A 15,929-nucleotide genomic window follows, 5' to 3' on the forward strand; every position below is an offset into this window, starting at 1 on the left:
GGGGGGGGGGGGGGGCGGGGGGGGGGGGGGGGGGGGGTGGCGGGCCCCCGGGGGGGGGGGGGGGGGGGGGCCAACCCCCCCCCCCCCCCCCCCCCCCGCCCCGGGACCGGCCCTACCAGGGAAGCGGACCGTCCTCGTTGAAGAACCCGCCGCTGGGGCCGCCGTCCGGCAGCGCCGCCAGCCGGACGGCGATCGCCGCGCCCTGCGCGGGGGTGCGCACGCCGCGGTGGCCGTTCAGGTCGGTGGCGCAGTAGCCGGGGCAGGCCAGGTTGATCAGGATGCCGGTGTCGCGCAGCTCCTTCGCGTACTGCACGGTCACCGCGTTCAGGAAGGTCTTCGACGGGGAGTAGGCCGCCGAGATCGGGCCGGTCTCCTCCCCCGGCCGGGACTGCAGGGTCAGCGACCCCACCCCGCTGGACATGTTGACGATCCGCGGCGAGGCCGAGCGGCGCAGCAGCGGCAGGAGCGCGTTGGTCACCCGGATCACGCCGAGCACGTTGGTCTCCACCGCCAGCCGGACCTCCGCGAGGTCCACCAGGGTCGGCTCCTGCGGCGAACCGCCGGTCACCGCCGCGTTGTTGACCAGGACGTCGAGCCGCCCGAAGCGGTCCGCCAGCAGCTCCGCCGCCGCGGCCACCGAGGCGTCGTCGGTGACGTCCAGCGGCACCCCGAAGGCGTCCGCCCCGCCCGCCCGCAGCGCCTCGACGGCGGCCTCCCGCCGCCCCTCGTCCCGGGCGCCCACGCCCACCCGCCAGCCCAGCGCGCCGAGGCCCGCCGCGATCTCGTACCCGATGCCCTTGTTCGCGCCGGTCACCAGCGCCACCGTCGGCGCGCCCTGCTCGTGCTGCTCGTGCTGCTCGTGCTGTTCGTTCTTCTCGTTCATACCGCCATGCTCGGCCCGCCGCCCCGGCCGTGGCCAGGACCGATCCGGCACCCCGGCGATACCCGGCGGGTATCGCCGTAGGCTGGACGGATGGAGACCCGGGAACTGCGGTACTTCGTCGCCGTCGCCGAGGAGTTGCACTTCGGGCGGGCGGCCCAGCGGCTCGGCATGGCCCAGCCCCCGCTGTCGCGGGCCGTCGCCCGGCTGGAGCGCCGGCTCGGCACCGTCCTGCTGACCCGCGACAGCCACGGCGTGGCGCTGACCGACGCGGGCCGGGTGCTGCTGCGCGAGGGCCGCACCGTGCTGGACGCGGTCGCCGCGGCCGAGGCCCGCACCCGCCGGGCCGGGCAGCCGGGCCTGGTGCTGGTGGCGAAGGCGGGCGCGTCCACCGAACTGCTGGCCAAGCTGCTGGCCGCCTACGCCGCCGAGCCCGACGCGGTGCCGGTGGACGTCCGGCTGTGCCAGTACGGCGAGCAGGGGCCGCTGCTGCGGCGCGGCGAGGCGGACGTGGCGCTGCTGCACCTGCCGTTCGACTCCGCGGCCGGCCTGGACACCGAGGAGCTGCGCACCGAGGGCCAGGTCGCCCTGCTGCCCGCCGGGCACCCGCTGACCGCCCGCCGCGAACTGCGCCTCGCCGACCTGGCCGAGCTGACCGACCTGCCCGCCCCGCGCTACCCGCGCTCCGACGGCACCCACCGCGACGGCCCCGGCCCGGCGATCCGCGACCACGCCCAGCTCTACCAGCTGATCGCCCTCGGCCGGACCTACGCCGTCCTGCCCGACTCCGCCCGCAGCCAGCTCCGCGACGACGTCGCCGTCCGCCCCGTCCCGGACGCCCCGCAGGTCACCACCCTCCTCGCCTGGCCCCCCGACAGCCGCTCCCGCGCCCTGGCCGCCCTGCTCCGGACGGCGACCGGGAGCTCGGCCGGGGGTCCGGCCGGGGGTCCGGCCGGGAGCCCGGTCTCCTGACGGCCCGCCGGGGGCGGCCCGCCGCACCACCGGACCCCGGCCGGGGCCGACGCCCGCGGCGTGGACCCCGGGTCCGGCCGCCGGCCCGGCGCGGTCTTCCAGCTGTGGCGCGAGTCCGACGCCGCCGACGGTCCGCGGCCCGAGGACGGTGAGGACGGCGAGGACGGCGACCCGGGCACCCACCACCGCCGTCACCACCCTCGCCCGCAGCCCGAGCCCGGCCCGGCCCGAGCCCCACGCCCCGCCGCAGGCCCGTCCGGGAGCCCCGTCCGCCCCGTCCGCGCGTCCGGCCGGGCCGGGGCTGGCGGGTCAGTTCTGCGTCGGTATCGGCTTGGCCGCCAGCGAGCGGGCCGAGTTGGGGTCGGAGAGCGCGGACGGCGGCAGGATCTCGGGGGCGGCGGCCTGGGCCGGGACGGTGGCGGCGGCCTCCTCCCTGAGCTTGACGCCCGCCAGGTCGAAGGCGGCCTTGAGCCGCAGCCGCAGCGCCCGGGCGACCTGCGCGGACTTGCCGGGGGTGCAGCGGGCCTCGACCCGCAGCTGCACCGAGTCCACGGCCACCGACTCCACGCCCAGCACCTTGACCCGGCCCCAGACCAGCTCGTCGTACGGGCTCTCCTTGGCGAGCTGCTCGGCGGTCTCGGTGATCAGCGCCTCGACCTGCTCCAGGTCCTCCTTGTAGCCGACCTGCACGTCGACGGTGGCGGTGCCCCAGCCCTGGCTCATGTTGGCGATCCGCTTGACCTCGCCGTTGCGGATGTACCAGATCTCACCCGCCGAGCCGCGCAGCTTGGTGACCCGCAGGCCGACCTCCAGCACGGTGCCGGTGGCGACGCCGGTGTCGATCTCGTCGCCGACGCCGTACTGGTCCTCCATGATCATGAAGACGCCGGAGAGGAAGTCGGTGACCAGGTTGCGGGCGCCGAAGCCGATCGCCACGCCCGCCACGCCCGCGGAGGCCAGCAGCGGGGCCAGGTCGACGCCCAGCACCGACAGCGCCATCAGCGAGGCGGTGCCGAGGATGCCGAACGAGGCCACCGAGCGCAGCACCGAGCCGATCGCCTCGGAGCGCTGCTGGCGCCGCTCGGTGTTGACCACGCCGGTGTTGGCCAGCAGCCCGCCGAGCACCCCGTGGTCGCCGTCGCCCTCCGCGGGGCGGCCCATCCGGGTGACCAGCTTCTCGATCACCTTGCGGACCACCGCCCGCAGCACCAGGGCCAGCCCGAGGATCAGCACGATCCGCAGCCCGGAGACGACCCAGCCCTGCCAGTTGTCGTCCAGCCAGCCGGCCGCCTGCCGGGTGGTGTCGGTCACATCGGCCGTGCTGGTGGGCAGCGTGAACGTCGGCGTGCTGGTGCTGTCGGTAGCGGAATCGGCGAGCATCGCCCCACTGTAGCGAGCCTGTTCCGGGCCCCGTTCACCCGCTCGGACGGCCTGCGAACGGTTCCGGACACGCACCGCAGCACCACCCGCACGGTACGTGCAGGAGGGCCGCGAGCTGGGCATACCGGCTATGGCGGAACGCGCGGGGGCTCACCGCACGCGCGCGGCCCGTTCACGGAGAAATGGTGGCGTCGTACGACGACGTAAGGCGACACTGAGGGAGATCACGTCCCGCGAGGGCCGCGGTCACCCGCTCGACTCGGCGCGAGCCACGCGCCGCAGGCGTCCAAGGAGGCCCCGTGCCGCATGTCCTTGTCCTCAACGCGTCGTACGAGCCACTCGGTGTCGTCTCGATGCGACGCGCTCTCATCCTCGTCCTCAACCACAAGGCGATCGCCCTGGAGGATGCGGGCACCACTCTGCACAGCGCCACCGGTGCCGTCCAGGCGCCGTCCGTCGTCAAACTGACCCGTTTCGTGCGGGTCCCCTACCGCGGCCCCGTACCGCTGACCAGGCGGGCGCTGTTCGCCCGCGACCACGGTCGGTGCGTGTACTGCGGGGCCGCCGCCACCAGTGTCGACCACGTCATCCCGCGCAGCCGGGGCGGACAGCACCGGTGGGACAACGTGGTGGCGGCCTGCCGCCGCTGCAACCACACCAAGGCCGACCGGCACCTCGCCGACCTCGGCTGGCGGATGAAGCGCCCCCCGGCCGCGCCCAGCGGCCTGGCCTGGCGGGTCATCGGCACCGGGATCAAGGACCCGCGCTGGCGGCCCTACCTGGAGCCGTACGGCGGCCTCGACCAGTTCCGGGACTTCGAGCACCACGACCATCCGGAGACGGTCCTGCCCGCCCCCGTCCGCACCCGTCCGATCCGCCGCGGCGAGCAGCACGCTCCGCTCTCCGCCTGAACAGACAAGGGCCTGCCCGACACGACAACCGGTACGCCTCATGGGCCGCCGGCGCCCCCGCGACGGGAGCGTCGGCGGCCCGCCGCGTGCCACGGCACCTGGACGCCGCGTGCCACGGCGCCCGCCCGCCGTGCCGCGCTACGGCGCCTGCACGCCGTACAGCTCCACCCCGGACAGCGCGTACCCGTAGCGGGTGGCCCGGCCCACGCCCTGCACCCGCAGGTAGCGCGCGCCCGGCGCGTCGAAGCGGACCGTCTCGGTGCCGCCCTGCCCGTTGCCCACCTCCGCGACGGTGGTCCACACCACGCCGTCGGCCGAGGTCTCCAGCCGGTACGCGGAGGCGTACGCCGCGCCCCAGTGCAGCACCGCCGAACCCAGCCGGACCGGCTGCGGCAGCCGCAGCTGCACCCAGGCGCCGTCCTCGGCGGGGGAGCTCCAGGAGGTCCCCGGGTCGCCGTCGGCGACCGCCGCCGCCGGGGTCTTCGCGCTGTCGTCGCCCGAGGAGGAGGCCGCCGCCGACCGCGCCAGGTCCGGCCCGCCGGTCGGCGGGACGACGTGCACCAGCAGCTCCTGGCGGACGGTCAGCGTGCCCGCGGTGAACACCACCGGCACCCGGTAGCTGCCCGACGGGGTGTCCGCGGCGGCCGTGACCAGCAGCGGCGCGCCCACCTGGCCGCCGCGCGGCACCGTCACCGCCGGGGCCGGGGCCACCGTGAGGCCCTTGGCCACGGCCGGGACCTCGGCGGTCAGGGTGCCGGTCAGCGGGTCCGGCCGGCCGGACTCCACGGTGGCCCGGGCCCGGGCCGGGGCGGCGGCGCCCGCCACCACGTCCAGGGCCGGCTCGGCCAGCGTCAGCCGGGCCGCCGGCGCGTCCGCCCACCACGGGATCACCTGGTTGACCACCGGGGCCTCGCCGCCCGGCCGCCACACCAGCCGCAGCGCCTCCACCGGTCCGCCGTCGGCCTTCAGCTCGTTGTAGCCGGGCCGCACCGGGCCCAGGTCCGCCCAGCTGCCGTCCGGGCGGCGCACCTGCGCGGTCGCCTCGGCCCGCACCGTCGGGTCGGTCAGCACGGTCAGCCGGTCCAGCGGCCGGGCCGAGCCCAGCTCCACCGTCAGCGGGGCGTCGCCCGCGGCGGGCGGCGCGGCCGCCCGGAACGCCGAGTCCGGGTCGCCGGAGAGCACCGCCTGCGGCGAGGAGCCCGGCGCGGCCGGCGGGCCGGACACCGAGGCGTCCACCGCGTCCGGCGCGGCGGTGGTGAACTCCCGCACCGCGACGGCGGTCTGCTGCCCGGCGGTGGCCCGCAGCCGGACCGCCTTGGCGACCGCGCCCGGCGGGGCGGTCGCGCTGACCGTCCGCTGCCCGTGCACGGTGGCCAGCCGCTGCCAGCCGCCCGAGCCGCTCCAGTACTCCAGCACCCCGTCGCGCAGGTAGTCGTCCGCCGCCGGGGCCGCGTCCGGGTCGTCGCCCCAGGAGCCCATCAGCACCGTCACCGAGCCGAGCGGCTTCGGGGTGCCCAGGTCCAGGCCGAAGCTGTCGCCGACCTGCGGCGGCGCGGACGACCAGTAGAAGGTCTGCCCGGAGCCGTCCGCCATCAGCGCCGGGCCGTGGTCGTGCGCGGTGCCCAGGGTGGTGGTCGGCGACGCCCCCGCGGTGATGCCCGACCAGGTGTCCGCGGACTTCGCCGCCCGGTCCAGGAACGCGTCCAGCACGCCCTTGCCGACCGTCACCGGGTTCTGCTCCAGCACCCCGCGCTGCCGGCCCAGCTCCAGCCGGGCCTGCCAGGCCGCCGCGCCGTCGCCGCCGTGCTGCGCCAGCAGCATGTCCACCGCCGCCCGGCCCGCCGCGCCGTACGCGGACAGCCGGGCCAGCCACGGCGCCGCGTCCGCCGCCAGCGGGTCGCCCGCCAGGGTCCGCGGCGCGTCCGCCATCACGGTGAACGCCTCGCGCAGCGGCTGCGCCGCCTCCTGGAGCCGCGCCGGGTCGGCCGGCGCGCCCGAGGCGGGCTCGGCCGCCGCCCAGAACCGCTCCACCAGCGGCGCCAGGTACGCCGACTCCTGGCCGCCCAGCGGCGAGGAGGCGCTGTTGCCGGCCAGCGCCGCCGCCGCGGCCCGCTGCGCCGGACCGGCCGTCAGCAGCCGCAGCGCCCCGGCCAGCGAGCGGTCCGGGCGGTAGCCGTCCGGCTGCCAGCCGAAGTCGGCGGCGGTCGCCAGCGGGATGCGGGAGGCCACCGGCTGGCTCATCGCCGAGGTCAGCAGCACCGCCGAGCGCCGCGCCACCTCGGGGTCGCGCCCGTCGTAGCCGCCCAGGAACAGCCGGTCCGGCGCCGAGTCGTTCACCGGGTAGTTGTCCATGGTCATCAGCTGCCGCCCGAACAGCCCGGCCGTGGCCTCGATCTGCTCGCCCGTCACCTGCTTCGGGATCGCCGACCCGCCGCTCCAGGCCACCTGCACCGGGCCCGGCAGCCCGGCCGCCAGCGCCGCCCGGTACGGGGTCGAACCCTGCTTCAGGTACTCGGTCGGCACCACCGACAGCGGCGCCAGCTCCCGGTGCCCGGCCATCAGCCGCTCCTGCACCGCCGCGATCAGGCCGCTCTGCGCCCGGGCGGCGGCCACCGGCCCGGTGCCGAACTTCCGCCGGTCCGCGCCGCAGTGCCACTCGTCGTAGGAGACGTTCAGGAAGTCCAGTTGGAAGGCCCGCACGCCCAGCCGCCGCAGCCCGTCGAGCTTGGCGACCAGCGCGTCGACGTCCTTGCCGGAGGAGAAGCAGAACGACTGCCCCGGGGCGACCGAGTACGCCACCGTCACGTGCGCGGCCCGCGCCCGGGCGGTCAACTCGGCCAGCTCGGCGGCCTGTTCGGCCGGGTACGGCTCCCGCCAGCGCTGCGTCCGGTACGGGTCGCCGCCCGGCGCGTACAGGAAGTAGTTCTGCTTGGTGCGGCCCAGGAAGTCCACCACCGCCAGCCGCTGCGCGGCGCTCCACGGCGCCCCGTAGAACGACTCCGCGGTGCCGCGCACCGCCGCGCCGGTCGGCCAGTCCCGCACCAGCACGCCCGGGAAGCCCTTGTCGCCCTCGCCGCCCTGCCCCTGGCCCGGGGCGACCGGGGAGAGCAGCTGGGCCAGGCTCTGCGCCGCGTAGTAGGTGCCCGCGCCGTCGATGCCCGCCAGCACCACCGCGCCGTACGAGCCGCCCGGGGTCGCCAGCCGGCCGGACGCCAGCAGGTGGCCGCCCGAGGGCAGGCCGGTCAGCTGCGGCACCTCGGTGTCCTTCAGCCCGTTCGCCACCGCGAGCTGCCGCAGCACCCGGTCGGTCGTCCCGCCCGCGCCCTCGTACGGGCCGCCCACGTACACCACCAGCGTGCCGGGGGCGGGCTGCGCCGGGGCCTCCGGCACGCTCAGCACCTCGGTCGCGCCGGCCCGGGCCAGCAGCGCGCGCACCGCGTCCACCGCCGGGCCGTCCGCGGCGTCCGCCAGCACCAGCAGCACCTGCCGGGGCACCGCCACCGGGCCGCCGCCGGCGTGCAGCTCCTGCGGGCGCGGGAACACCTGGGGGTCGGTCAGCGAGCCCAGCGGCAGCGGGGCCTCCGCGACCGGCGCGGCCGGCTCGGCGACGTCCGGTGCGGCGGTGCCCGGTCCGGTCCGCGGGCCCGCCTCGGCGGCGAAGCCCGGGGCCGGGAGCAGCAGCCCGCCGACCACCGCGGCCGCCGAGAGCGTCGCCGCGATCCGCAGCGCGCTGCCCCGTCGGCCGGTGCGGCGCTCGGCCCGCACCGAGGCCAGCAGCGGTGCGGTGCCCTTGACGTCCGCGATGAACCTGTCCGCGGCCCGCGGCGCCAGTTGGCGGGCGGTCCGCGCCGCCGTCCGGCGGGCCGCCAGCGCCGCCGGGTGGTACAGCACCTCGCGCAGCGCCGCGCTCTGTTCCAACCGCTGTCGCAGCCGCCGTCCGGCCGCCACCGAAACCCGCGCCTGCACCGGAGCCTCCTCGCCCGAAACGCCCAGCTCACCGGCCCCCCGCCGCCCCGGCCCCAGCCCCCCGCTGCCGTCCGGCCCGCCCACCCCACCAGCTCCCCGCGTCCCTGTCAACGCCCCTGGCGGCTATGTCCGTTATCGACCGTTATCGGCGGGGTGTCCGGCGCCAGACGGGACCGGGCCGGCGGCGGATCGGGGGCGGGGTCGGTGGCGGGGTCGGCGGCGGACCGGCGAGGGGCCGGCGGCGGGTCGGCAACCGCGCGCGGGGACGTTCACCCGACCGGTGCGGCGCGCGGGCCGTGTCGGTCGGGGTCGCCGGGCGGCGGCGCGGGTAGGACTGTGGCTGTCGACGATTCGGGAGCCCCGAGGACGGAGTGCGCTGGGTGGCCGCATACCTTGACCGCGAGCAGGCGGGATCCGAGCAGGTACCGGCGGCGGACAACCCGCCCGCCCCACCGGAGTTGACGGCGCTCGCGCACGCCCACGGGGTGGACACCAGCTACGACGCCGGCTCCGGCCCGGTGCAGGTCGGCGCGCGGACGCTGACCGCCGTGCTGGCCGCGCTCGGGGTCGACGCCGGGACGCCGGAGCTGGCCGCCGCGGCCCTGGAGCGGCACCGCGCGCAGCGCGCCGCCCGGCTGCTGCCGCCCACCGTGGTCGCCTGGCGGGGCCGCCGCACCGCGCTCGACCTGCCGGCCGGGGCGGAGGTCCGGATCGAGCTCGAACAGGGCGGCGAGATCCGGGAGTCGACCGGCGGCCACCCGCACCCGCTGCCCGCGGACCTGCCGCCCGGCCGCCACCTGCTGACCGTCCGGGCGGACGGGCGCACCGCCCGGGCCGCCCTGCTGGCCGCCCCGCCGCGGATTCCCGAACCCACCGGGCGCAGCTGGGGCTTCCTGGCCCAGCTCTACTCGGTGCTGAGCGAACAGTCCTGGGGCATGGGCGACTTGGCCGACCTGGCCGAACTCGCCCGCTGGGCGGGCGCCGAACTCGGCGCGGGCTTCCTGCAGATCAACCCGCTGCACGCGGGCATGCCCGGCGCCCCCTCCGACCCGTCCCCCTACCGCCCCTCCTCGCGCCGCTTCGCCGACCCGGTGCACCTGCGGATCGAGGCGGTCCCCGAGTACACCCGGCACGAGGAGGCCCCCGACCTGGCCCGCCGGGCCCGGCTGCTGCGCGAGGAGGTGCTGGAGCACGACGCCCTGATCGACCGCGACGCGGTGTGGTCGCTCAAGCGCCGGGCCCTGGAGCTGCTGCACACCGTGCCGCGCGGCGTCGGCCGGGAGGCCGCGTACCGGGCGTTCGTCCGGCGCGAGGGCGAGTGGCTGGAGCGCTACGCGCTCTGGAACGCGCTGGCCGAGGTGCACGGCGCCGGCTGGCACGCCTGGCCCAAGGGCCTGCGCCACCCCGCCAACCCGCAGGTGGCCGCCGCCCGGGCCGAGTTGAAGGACCGGGTGGAGTTCCACCGCTGGCTGGCCTGGCTGGTCGACGAGCAGCTGCACGCCGCCCAGCGCGCCGCGACCGACGCGGGCATGCCGCTCGGCCTGATCCACGACCTCGCGGTCGGCGTCCACCCCGACGGCGCCGACGCCTGGGCGCTCCAGGACGTGCTGGCCACCGGGATCTCCACCGGCGCCCCGCCGGACGCCTTCAACGCCCACGGCCAGGACTGGGGCCTGCCGCCCTGGCGGCCCGACGCGCTGGCCGAGGCCGGGTACGCCCCGTTCGCCGAACTCATCCGGGCCTCCGCCCGGCACGCCGGGGCGATCCGGATCGACCACGTGATGGGCCTGTTCCGGCTCTGGTGGGTCCCCGAGGGGGCCCGCCCCACCGAGGGCACCTACGTCCGCTACGACGCGGAGGCGATGCTCGCCGTCCTCGCCCTGGAGGCGCACCGGGCCGGGACGGCCGTCATCGGCGAGGACCTCGGCACCGTCGAGCCCGGCGTGCGCGAACGCCTCGCCGAGCACGGCGTGCTGGGCACCTCGGTGCTCTGGTTCGAACGCGACTGGCGGGCCGGCGGCGCGGTGCTGCCGCCCGAGCGCTGGCGCCCCGGCTGCCTGGCCACCCTCACCACCCACGACCTGCCCTCCACCGCCGCCCGGCTCAGCGGCGAACACGTCGAACTCCGCCACCACCTGGGCCTGCTGGCCCGCCCGCTGGCCGAGGAGCAGGAGGCGGCCGCCGCCGAACTCGCCGACTGGCAGCGCGAACTGGTCCGGATCGGGCTGCTCGCCGAGGGCGAGCCGCCCACCCCCGAGGCGCTCTACGCCTACCTGCTGGCCACCCCCGCCAAGCTGGTCGGCGTCTGGCTCCCCGACACCGTCGGCGACCCCCGCCCGCAGAACCTCCCCGGCACCTGGGACCAGTACCCCAACTGGCGCCTGCCGGTCGCCGACGCCACCGGCACCCCCCGCACCCTGGACGACCTGGCCGCCGCCCCCGGCACCGCCGGCATCGCCGCCACCCTCGCCCCGCTGGCCCCGGCACCGGCGGGACACGCCGACAGGCGCACCCCGCCGGGCGGAGCGGCGTAGGAGGCCGGTACCTTGGGAAACGTGGACAAGAGGAACGCAATGCGCGCCGGTGCGGTCACCGCGGCGGCCACGCTGATGATGCTGATGTCGTCGCCCGCCATGGCCTACGTGCGTGACGACGGCGACAACCCGGGCAAGGGCCTGAGCGTGGGTCAGACCCTGGGCCTGTTCGTCGCCCTCCCGATCGTCGCCTTCGCGGTGATCGCGGGCCTCTGCCTGATCCCGGGCAGCAAGAAGAAGTAACCCGGGCCCGCACCCCGACGACGGCGACCGCCGGATCCCCGACCAGCCTCGGGGATCCGGCGGTCGCCGTCGCACGTCCGCGCGGGCCCGCCGTCCCCCGGGCCCCGGCGCGCACGTCCGGCTCAGCTCCAGCCCGCCGTCGTCTCCTGCCGCCCGTCCGGGTGGATCGCCAGCGCCCGGACGCCCTTCCCGGCCAGCCAGGGCAGGGCCCGGGGCGCGCCCATCGCGAACGCGGCGGTGGCGAGGGCGTCGAGGCGGGCGAGGCGCGGGCCGACCAGGGTGAGGGAGGCGTAGGAGTCGGAGGGCAGGCCGGTGTGCGGGTCGACGATGTGCGGGCCGCGCTCGGCGGTGCCGGAGGTGGCGACGGCCAGGTCGTGGCCGGTGACGACGCGGGCGACGGCCCCCGCGCGGTGCGGGTCGGCGATGCCGATCCGCCAGGGGCCGCCCGCGGTCTGGACGTCCCCGCCGCCGCTGACGCAGTGGTGCGCGGAGCCGGACTCGCGCAGCGTCCGGGCGGCCTCCTCGACGGCCCAGCCCTTGACGTAGCCGCTCGGGTCGAGCCGTCCGCCGGGTCGGGCGGTGAAGTAGCCGCCGGTCTCCGCGCCGAGTTCCGCGCAGCGTTCCAGCACCCACCGCACCTCGGGGTCGGCCTCGGCGAGGGTGAGCTCCCCGCGGTCGAGCCGGCTGATCCCGCTCTCCGGCCGGTACGTCGAGAACAGCGCGTCGATCCGGTGCAGCCGCCGCACGGCGCGCCGGATCGCCGGGCCGGTCTCCGGCCCCGGGTCGCGGACGGCGAAGGAGAAGACCGTCCCCATGACGTGCTCGACGTGCCCGGCGGTCACTTCTCCACCTGGTCGAGGGCGCTCTGCAGCGAGCGGGTGTAGCCGTCGCTGGTGTACGTCGCGCCGGAGACGACGTCGATGTCCGCGCTCTGCGCGGCGATCGCCTCCTGGTTCAGGACGGGGATGGCGTACTCGTTGATCTCCTGGTCGCGGCGGTCGCGGGTGGGGTACTGGACCACGTCGATCCTGCTGATCTTCCCGGCGGCCACGGTGACCTTGACCTGCACCGGCCCGTAGCGGGTGTCGACCGCGCTGCCGGTGACGGTCCGCGCGGACCCGTCGGAGCTCTGCGCGGTGTCCGTGCCGACGCCGGAACCGGTGCCGGTGCCGGTGCCGGTGCCGGTGCCGGAGTCCGTGTTCGCGGAGGAGAGGGCGGGGGCGGGGTCGGGGTCGTGGGGCTTGAGGGAGAGCAGCAGGACGACCCCGGCGGCGGTCGCGGAGGCGGTGATGACGGCGCGTCGCATGGCGGGGCCTCCTAGAGGGCGAAGGATTCGTGGTGGACGCGGTCGGCCCGGACCCCGGCGGCGCGCAGGGCGCGGACGGCGTCGGCGGTGAACTCCTCGGGGCCGCACAGGTAGACCTCGTGCCGGGCGAGGCCGGGGACGAGCCGGTGCAGGGCCGCGCCGAGGTCGCCGACCTCGGCCCGGCCGCCGAGCAGTTCGTGCACCCGGACGCCGCGCTGCGCGGCGACGGCGGCGAGCTCGCGGCGGAACAGCACGTCCTCGGGGCGGCGGGCCCGCTGGACGAGGGTGAGCTGCCCGGGGAGCGTCTCGGCCAGCGCCCGCAGCGGCGTGACGCCGACGCCCGCGCCCAGCAGCAGCACCGGCCCGCCGCGGTGCCGCCGCGCGGTGAACGCCCCGTACGGACCCTCGGCGCGGACCCCGGTGCCGGGGGCGAGCGCGGCGAGCGCCGCGCTGTGGCCGCCCAGGTCCTTGACGGTGAAGCGCAGGAAGCGCGGGTGCGGGGGAGCGGAGAGCGAGTACGGGTGGGAGGCCCAGCGCAGTCCCGGGGCGAGGAACTGGAGCCGGAAGAACTGCCCGGGTTCGGCCCGCAGTTCCTCCAGGCGCCGTCCGGTCAGGAACACCGAGACCACGCCCGGACCCTCGGCCCGGACCTCGGCGACCTCCAGCCGGTGCCGCCGGTCGCGCAGGTACGGGCTGAGCAGCCGGTACCGGGCCAGTGCGGCGGCGGTACCGAAGTACAGCAGGTACCAGCCGGCCTTCGCGGGGCCGTCGGACAGGTCGGCACCGGTGGTGAGCTGGTGGGCGAAGCCGAGCGCGACGGCCAGGTAGGTGGCCAGGTGCAGGTAGTACCAGGTCTCGTAGCCGAGCCTGCGGCGGGCGGCCCGGGCGGAGACCGCGCCGGTGCCGAGCAGCAGCAGGGTCGCGGCGGTGGCCTTCAGCATGTCGGGGAAGTGGAACACGATCTCCACGGTCTGGCCCCACAGGCCCTGCCCGTCGGTCAGCGCGTAGCCCCAGACGACGGTGAGCACGTGCACGGTGACCAGCGAGACCAGGTAGCGGCCGCCGTACGCGTGCCAGCGGGCCAGCCGGTCGGCGCCGACCTCGCGCTCCAGCAGCGGGATCCGGGCCATCAGCAGCAGCAGGACGGGGGCGGCGTACCCGGCGAGCAGGCCGGTGATCCGGCCCGCGCCGGTGAGCCAGCCGGCGGCGCCCGCCACCCGGGGGGTGTCGGCCCACCAGAGGGCGAGGACGCCGAGCGCGCCGAGCACGACCAGGGCCAGCGCGCCGCGGCGGACGGCGTCCGGGGGCAGGGCCCGGCCCGGGGCGGTGCGCCGGGCGGCCCGGGTGGGGGTGGACAGTGCGGCCAACGGGCCCTCCTTCACCGGTCAGGGCCCCACGGTGACACCGGAAACTCTCAGTTCCCTATGAACCGATCGTCCGACCGGGCCGCTCCGGGGGGACGTCCCCGCAGGTCGGACCCGCCGTACCTGGGCGGAAGGCGGTCCGACGATCTCACCGCTTTCTCATCCCGGAACGGCAGAATGGGCCGCATGCAGTACGCGGACACCCCCTGGCGGGTCCTGGTGGTCGACGACGAGCCCGACCTGGTCGAGGTCCTCTGCGGCGCCCTGCGCTACGAGGGCTGGCAGGCCCGCGGCGTCACCGGCGGCCTGGACGCCGTCGCCGCCGCCGCCGACTGGCACCCGCACGCCATCGTGCTCGACGTGACGCTCCCCGACTTCGACGGGCTCGAAGTGCTGCGCCGGGTCCACACCGCCGACCCCGAGGTGCGCGTCCTGTTCCTCACCGCCCGCGACGCCGTCGAGGACCGGATCGCCGGGATCAGCGCGGGCGGCGACGACTACGTCACCAAACCGTTCAGCCTGGAGGAGGTCGTGGCCCGCCTGCGCGGCCTGCTCCGCCGCACCGCGCCCCCGGGCCCGGCCGCCCCCGGCACCCTCGCCGTCGGCGACCTGCGGCTCGACCCCGCCACCCGGGAGGTCAGCCGCGGCGGCGAACCCGTCGACCTCAGCCCCACCGAGTTCGCCCTGCTGCGCCACCTGATGGAGCACCCCCGCCAGGTGCTCAGCAAGGCCCGCATCCTGGACGCCGTCTGGTCCTACGACTTCGGCGGCCAGGCCCACGTGGTCGAGCTGTACATCAGCTACCTGCGCCGCAAGATCGACGCCGGCCGCCCGCCGATGATCCACACCGTCCGCGGCGCCGGGTACGTCCTGCGCGCGGCCACCGGATGAGGCGCCCCGCCCCGCGCCCGCGCACCCTGCGGGCCCGCCTGGTGGCCGCCCTGATCGCCCTGCTCGCCCTGATCTGCGCGGGCATCGGCGTCGTCACCTGCGAGGCGCTCCGGCACTTCCTGGTCGACCGCCTCGACCGGCAGCTCTCCGCGGCCGGCGGCCGCTACGCCGCCGGCCTCGACGACCCCGGCCACGACATCTGCGCCCAGTCGCCCGGCACCTTCGGCGCCCGGCTGGTCGACGGCGGCGTCACCCGCGCCGCGGTGGTCGGCGGCGTCCCGCCCGGCGACGACGACCCCGTCCCGTTCGCCCGGGACGGCGCCGACGCCGCCGTCCCGCTCGACGCCGCCGACCTGGCCGACCTGCGCGACCTGCCCGCCGACGGCCGCCCCCGCGACCTCACCCTCTCCGCGCTCGGCCGCTACCGGGTGGCGGCCGTCCCCGGCGACGACCGCGACACCCTGGTCACCGGCCTGCCGCTGCACCCCGTCGACGAGACGGTGCAGCGCCTGCTGCTGATCGAACTGGCCGTCTTCGCCGCCGCGCTGACCGTCGCCGCCGCCGGCGGCACCCTCGCCGTCCGGCTCGCCCTGCGCCCCCTCGACCGGGTCGTCGCCACCGCCGAACGGGTCTCCGCCCTCCCGCTCGCCAACGGCGCCGTCGACCTCGGCGAACGCGTCCCCGACGACGACCCCCGCACCGAGGTCGGCCGGGTCGGCGCCGCGCTCAACCGGATGCTCGGCCACGTCGCCGACGCGCTGACCCGCCGCCAGAACGTCGAGGAGCGCCTGCGCGCCTTCGCCGCCGACGCCAGCCACGAACTGCGCAACCCCGTCGCCACCGTCCGCGGCCACGCCGAACTCGCCCTCCGGCACCCCGGCCCCGTCCCCGAACCCGTCCGGCACTCCCTGGAGCGGATCAGCGCCGAATCCCGCCGGATGGGCACCATCGTCGAGGACCTCCTGCTGCTCGCCCGCCTGGACGCCGGCCGCCCGCTGGCCGTCCAGGACACCGACCTCACCCGGATCGCCCTCGACTGCACCGCCGACGCCCGGGCCGCCGCCCCCGGCCACCGCTGGCTGCTCGAACTCCCCGCCGAACCCGTCACCGTCCCCGGCGACCCGCACCGCCTCGCCCAGGTCGTCACCAACCTGCTGGCCAACGCCCGCACCCACACCCCCGACGGCACCACCGTCACCCTGCGCCTCGACCCGGCCGGCCGCCTCACCGTCACCGACGACGGCCCCGGCATCCCCGCCGACCTCGCCCCGCACGTCTTCGACCGCTTCACCCGCGGCGACCGCGCCCGCTCCCGCCGCACCGGCTCCACCGGCCTCGGCCTCGCCATCGTCCGGGCCGTCGTCCAGGCCCACCACGGCACCGTCACCCTCGCCAGCACCCCGGGCCGGACCACCGTCACCGTGACGCTCGGAAAGCACTGAACGGCCGGGGGCCGGAGGCGACGCGTCGCCTCCGGCCCCC

At 77.3% G+C, this 15,929-nt stretch carries 12 protein-coding genes; 6 read left to right on the forward strand and 6 right to left on the reverse strand.

Annotation, left to right across the window (positions count from 1 at the left end; all coding sequences use genetic code 11):
- Positions 1-112: 112 nt before the first annotated feature.
- Positions 113-883, reverse strand: a complete 771-nt coding sequence (locus ACIQVD_RS26775; protein WP_402291954.1) for an SDR family oxidoreductase — start codon at positions 881-883, stop codon at positions 113-115.
- A 90-nt stretch (positions 884-973) separates the two neighbouring features.
- Here ACIQVD_RS26775 and ACIQVD_RS26780 point away from each other — a divergent pair, with 90 nt between their 5' ends.
- Positions 974-1,852 (forward strand): LysR family transcriptional regulator, encoded by an 879-nt coding sequence (locus ACIQVD_RS26780; RefSeq protein ID WP_402291955.1) that lies wholly within the window; start codon positions 974-976, stop codon positions 1,850-1,852.
- 309 nt (positions 1,853-2,161) lie between these two features.
- Here the strand turns inward: ACIQVD_RS26780 and ACIQVD_RS26785 are convergent, their stop codons facing one another.
- Complete coding sequence (locus ACIQVD_RS26785; RefSeq protein ID WP_402291956.1) at positions 2,162-3,232, reverse strand: mechanosensitive ion channel family protein; 1,071 nt, start codon at positions 3,230-3,232, stop codon at positions 2,162-2,164.
- 299 nt (positions 3,233-3,531) lie between these two features.
- Here ACIQVD_RS26785 and ACIQVD_RS26790 point away from each other — a divergent pair, with 299 nt between their 5' ends.
- On the forward strand, positions 3,532-4,143 hold the full coding sequence (locus ACIQVD_RS26790; protein WP_033212661.1) for an HNH endonuclease: 612 nt from the start codon (positions 3,532-3,534) through the stop codon (positions 4,141-4,143).
- A 138-nt stretch (positions 4,144-4,281) separates the two neighbouring features.
- On the opposite strand, the gene ACIQVD_RS26795 is transcribed toward ACIQVD_RS26790, so the two are convergent.
- The gene (locus tag ACIQVD_RS26795) at positions 4,282-8,109 is read right to left on the reverse strand and encodes a beta-N-acetylglucosaminidase domain-containing protein (protein ID WP_402291957.1); all 3,828 of its coding nucleotides are present in this window, start codon (positions 8,107-8,109) and stop codon (positions 4,282-4,284) included.
- Positions 8,110-8,489: 380 nt separating this feature from the next.
- Here ACIQVD_RS26795 and malQ point away from each other — a divergent pair, with 380 nt between their 5' ends.
- Together malQ and ACIQVD_RS26805 are read left to right on the forward strand one after the other, a co-directional pair.
- Positions 8,490-10,643: a 4-alpha-glucanotransferase gene (gene malQ, locus ACIQVD_RS26800; protein ID WP_400692369.1), complete on the forward strand. Its 2,154-nt coding sequence runs from the start codon at positions 8,490-8,492 to the stop codon at positions 10,641-10,643.
- 21 nt (positions 10,644-10,664) lie between these two features.
- Entirely contained in the window at positions 10,665-10,886 is a 222-nt protein-coding gene (locus ACIQVD_RS26805) for a hypothetical protein (protein ID WP_400692366.1), read from the forward strand.
- 122 nt (positions 10,887-11,008) lie between these two features.
- Here ACIQVD_RS26805 and ACIQVD_RS26810 read toward each other — a convergent pair whose 3' ends face one another.
- Genes ACIQVD_RS26810 through ACIQVD_RS26820 form a run of 3 tightly spaced genes read right to left on the reverse strand, consistent with a single transcriptional unit; the run spans position 11,009 to position 13,559 of the window.
- Positions 11,009-11,701 (reverse strand): FAD:protein FMN transferase, encoded by a 693-nt coding sequence (locus ACIQVD_RS26810; RefSeq protein ID WP_400692512.1) that lies wholly within the window; start codon positions 11,699-11,701, stop codon positions 11,009-11,011.
- A gap of 23 nt (positions 11,702-11,724) precedes the next feature.
- Positions 11,725-12,192: an FMN-binding protein gene (locus tag ACIQVD_RS26815; protein ID WP_400692363.1), complete on the reverse strand. Its 468-nt coding sequence runs from the start codon at positions 12,190-12,192 to the stop codon at positions 11,725-11,727.
- An 11-nt stretch (positions 12,193-12,203) separates the two neighbouring features.
- Positions 12,204-13,559 carry a ferric reductase-like transmembrane domain-containing protein gene (locus tag ACIQVD_RS26820; protein WP_402291959.1) on the reverse strand — a complete coding sequence of 452 codons (1,356 nt, stop codon included), beginning with the start codon at positions 13,557-13,559 and terminating at the stop codon, positions 12,204-12,206.
- 174 nt (positions 13,560-13,733) lie between these two features.
- On the opposite strand from ACIQVD_RS26820, the gene ACIQVD_RS26825 reads away from it, so the two are divergent.
- Complete coding sequence (locus tag ACIQVD_RS26825) at positions 13,734-14,447, forward strand: response regulator transcription factor (protein WP_400692358.1); 714 nt, start codon at positions 13,734-13,736, stop codon at positions 14,445-14,447.
- Positions 14,444-15,889: a sensor histidine kinase gene (locus tag ACIQVD_RS26830; RefSeq protein WP_402291960.1), complete on the forward strand. Its 1,446-nt coding sequence runs from the start codon at positions 14,444-14,446 to the stop codon at positions 15,887-15,889. Before ACIQVD_RS26825 ends, ACIQVD_RS26830 begins: the two co-directional genes overlap by 4 nt.
- Positions 15,890-15,929 lie beyond the last annotated feature (40 nt).

This window comes from Kitasatospora sp. NPDC090308 (assembly GCF_044769485.1).
Classification (GTDB): domain Bacteria; phylum Actinomycetota; class Actinomycetes; order Streptomycetales; family Streptomycetaceae; genus Kitasatospora; species Kitasatospora fiedleri.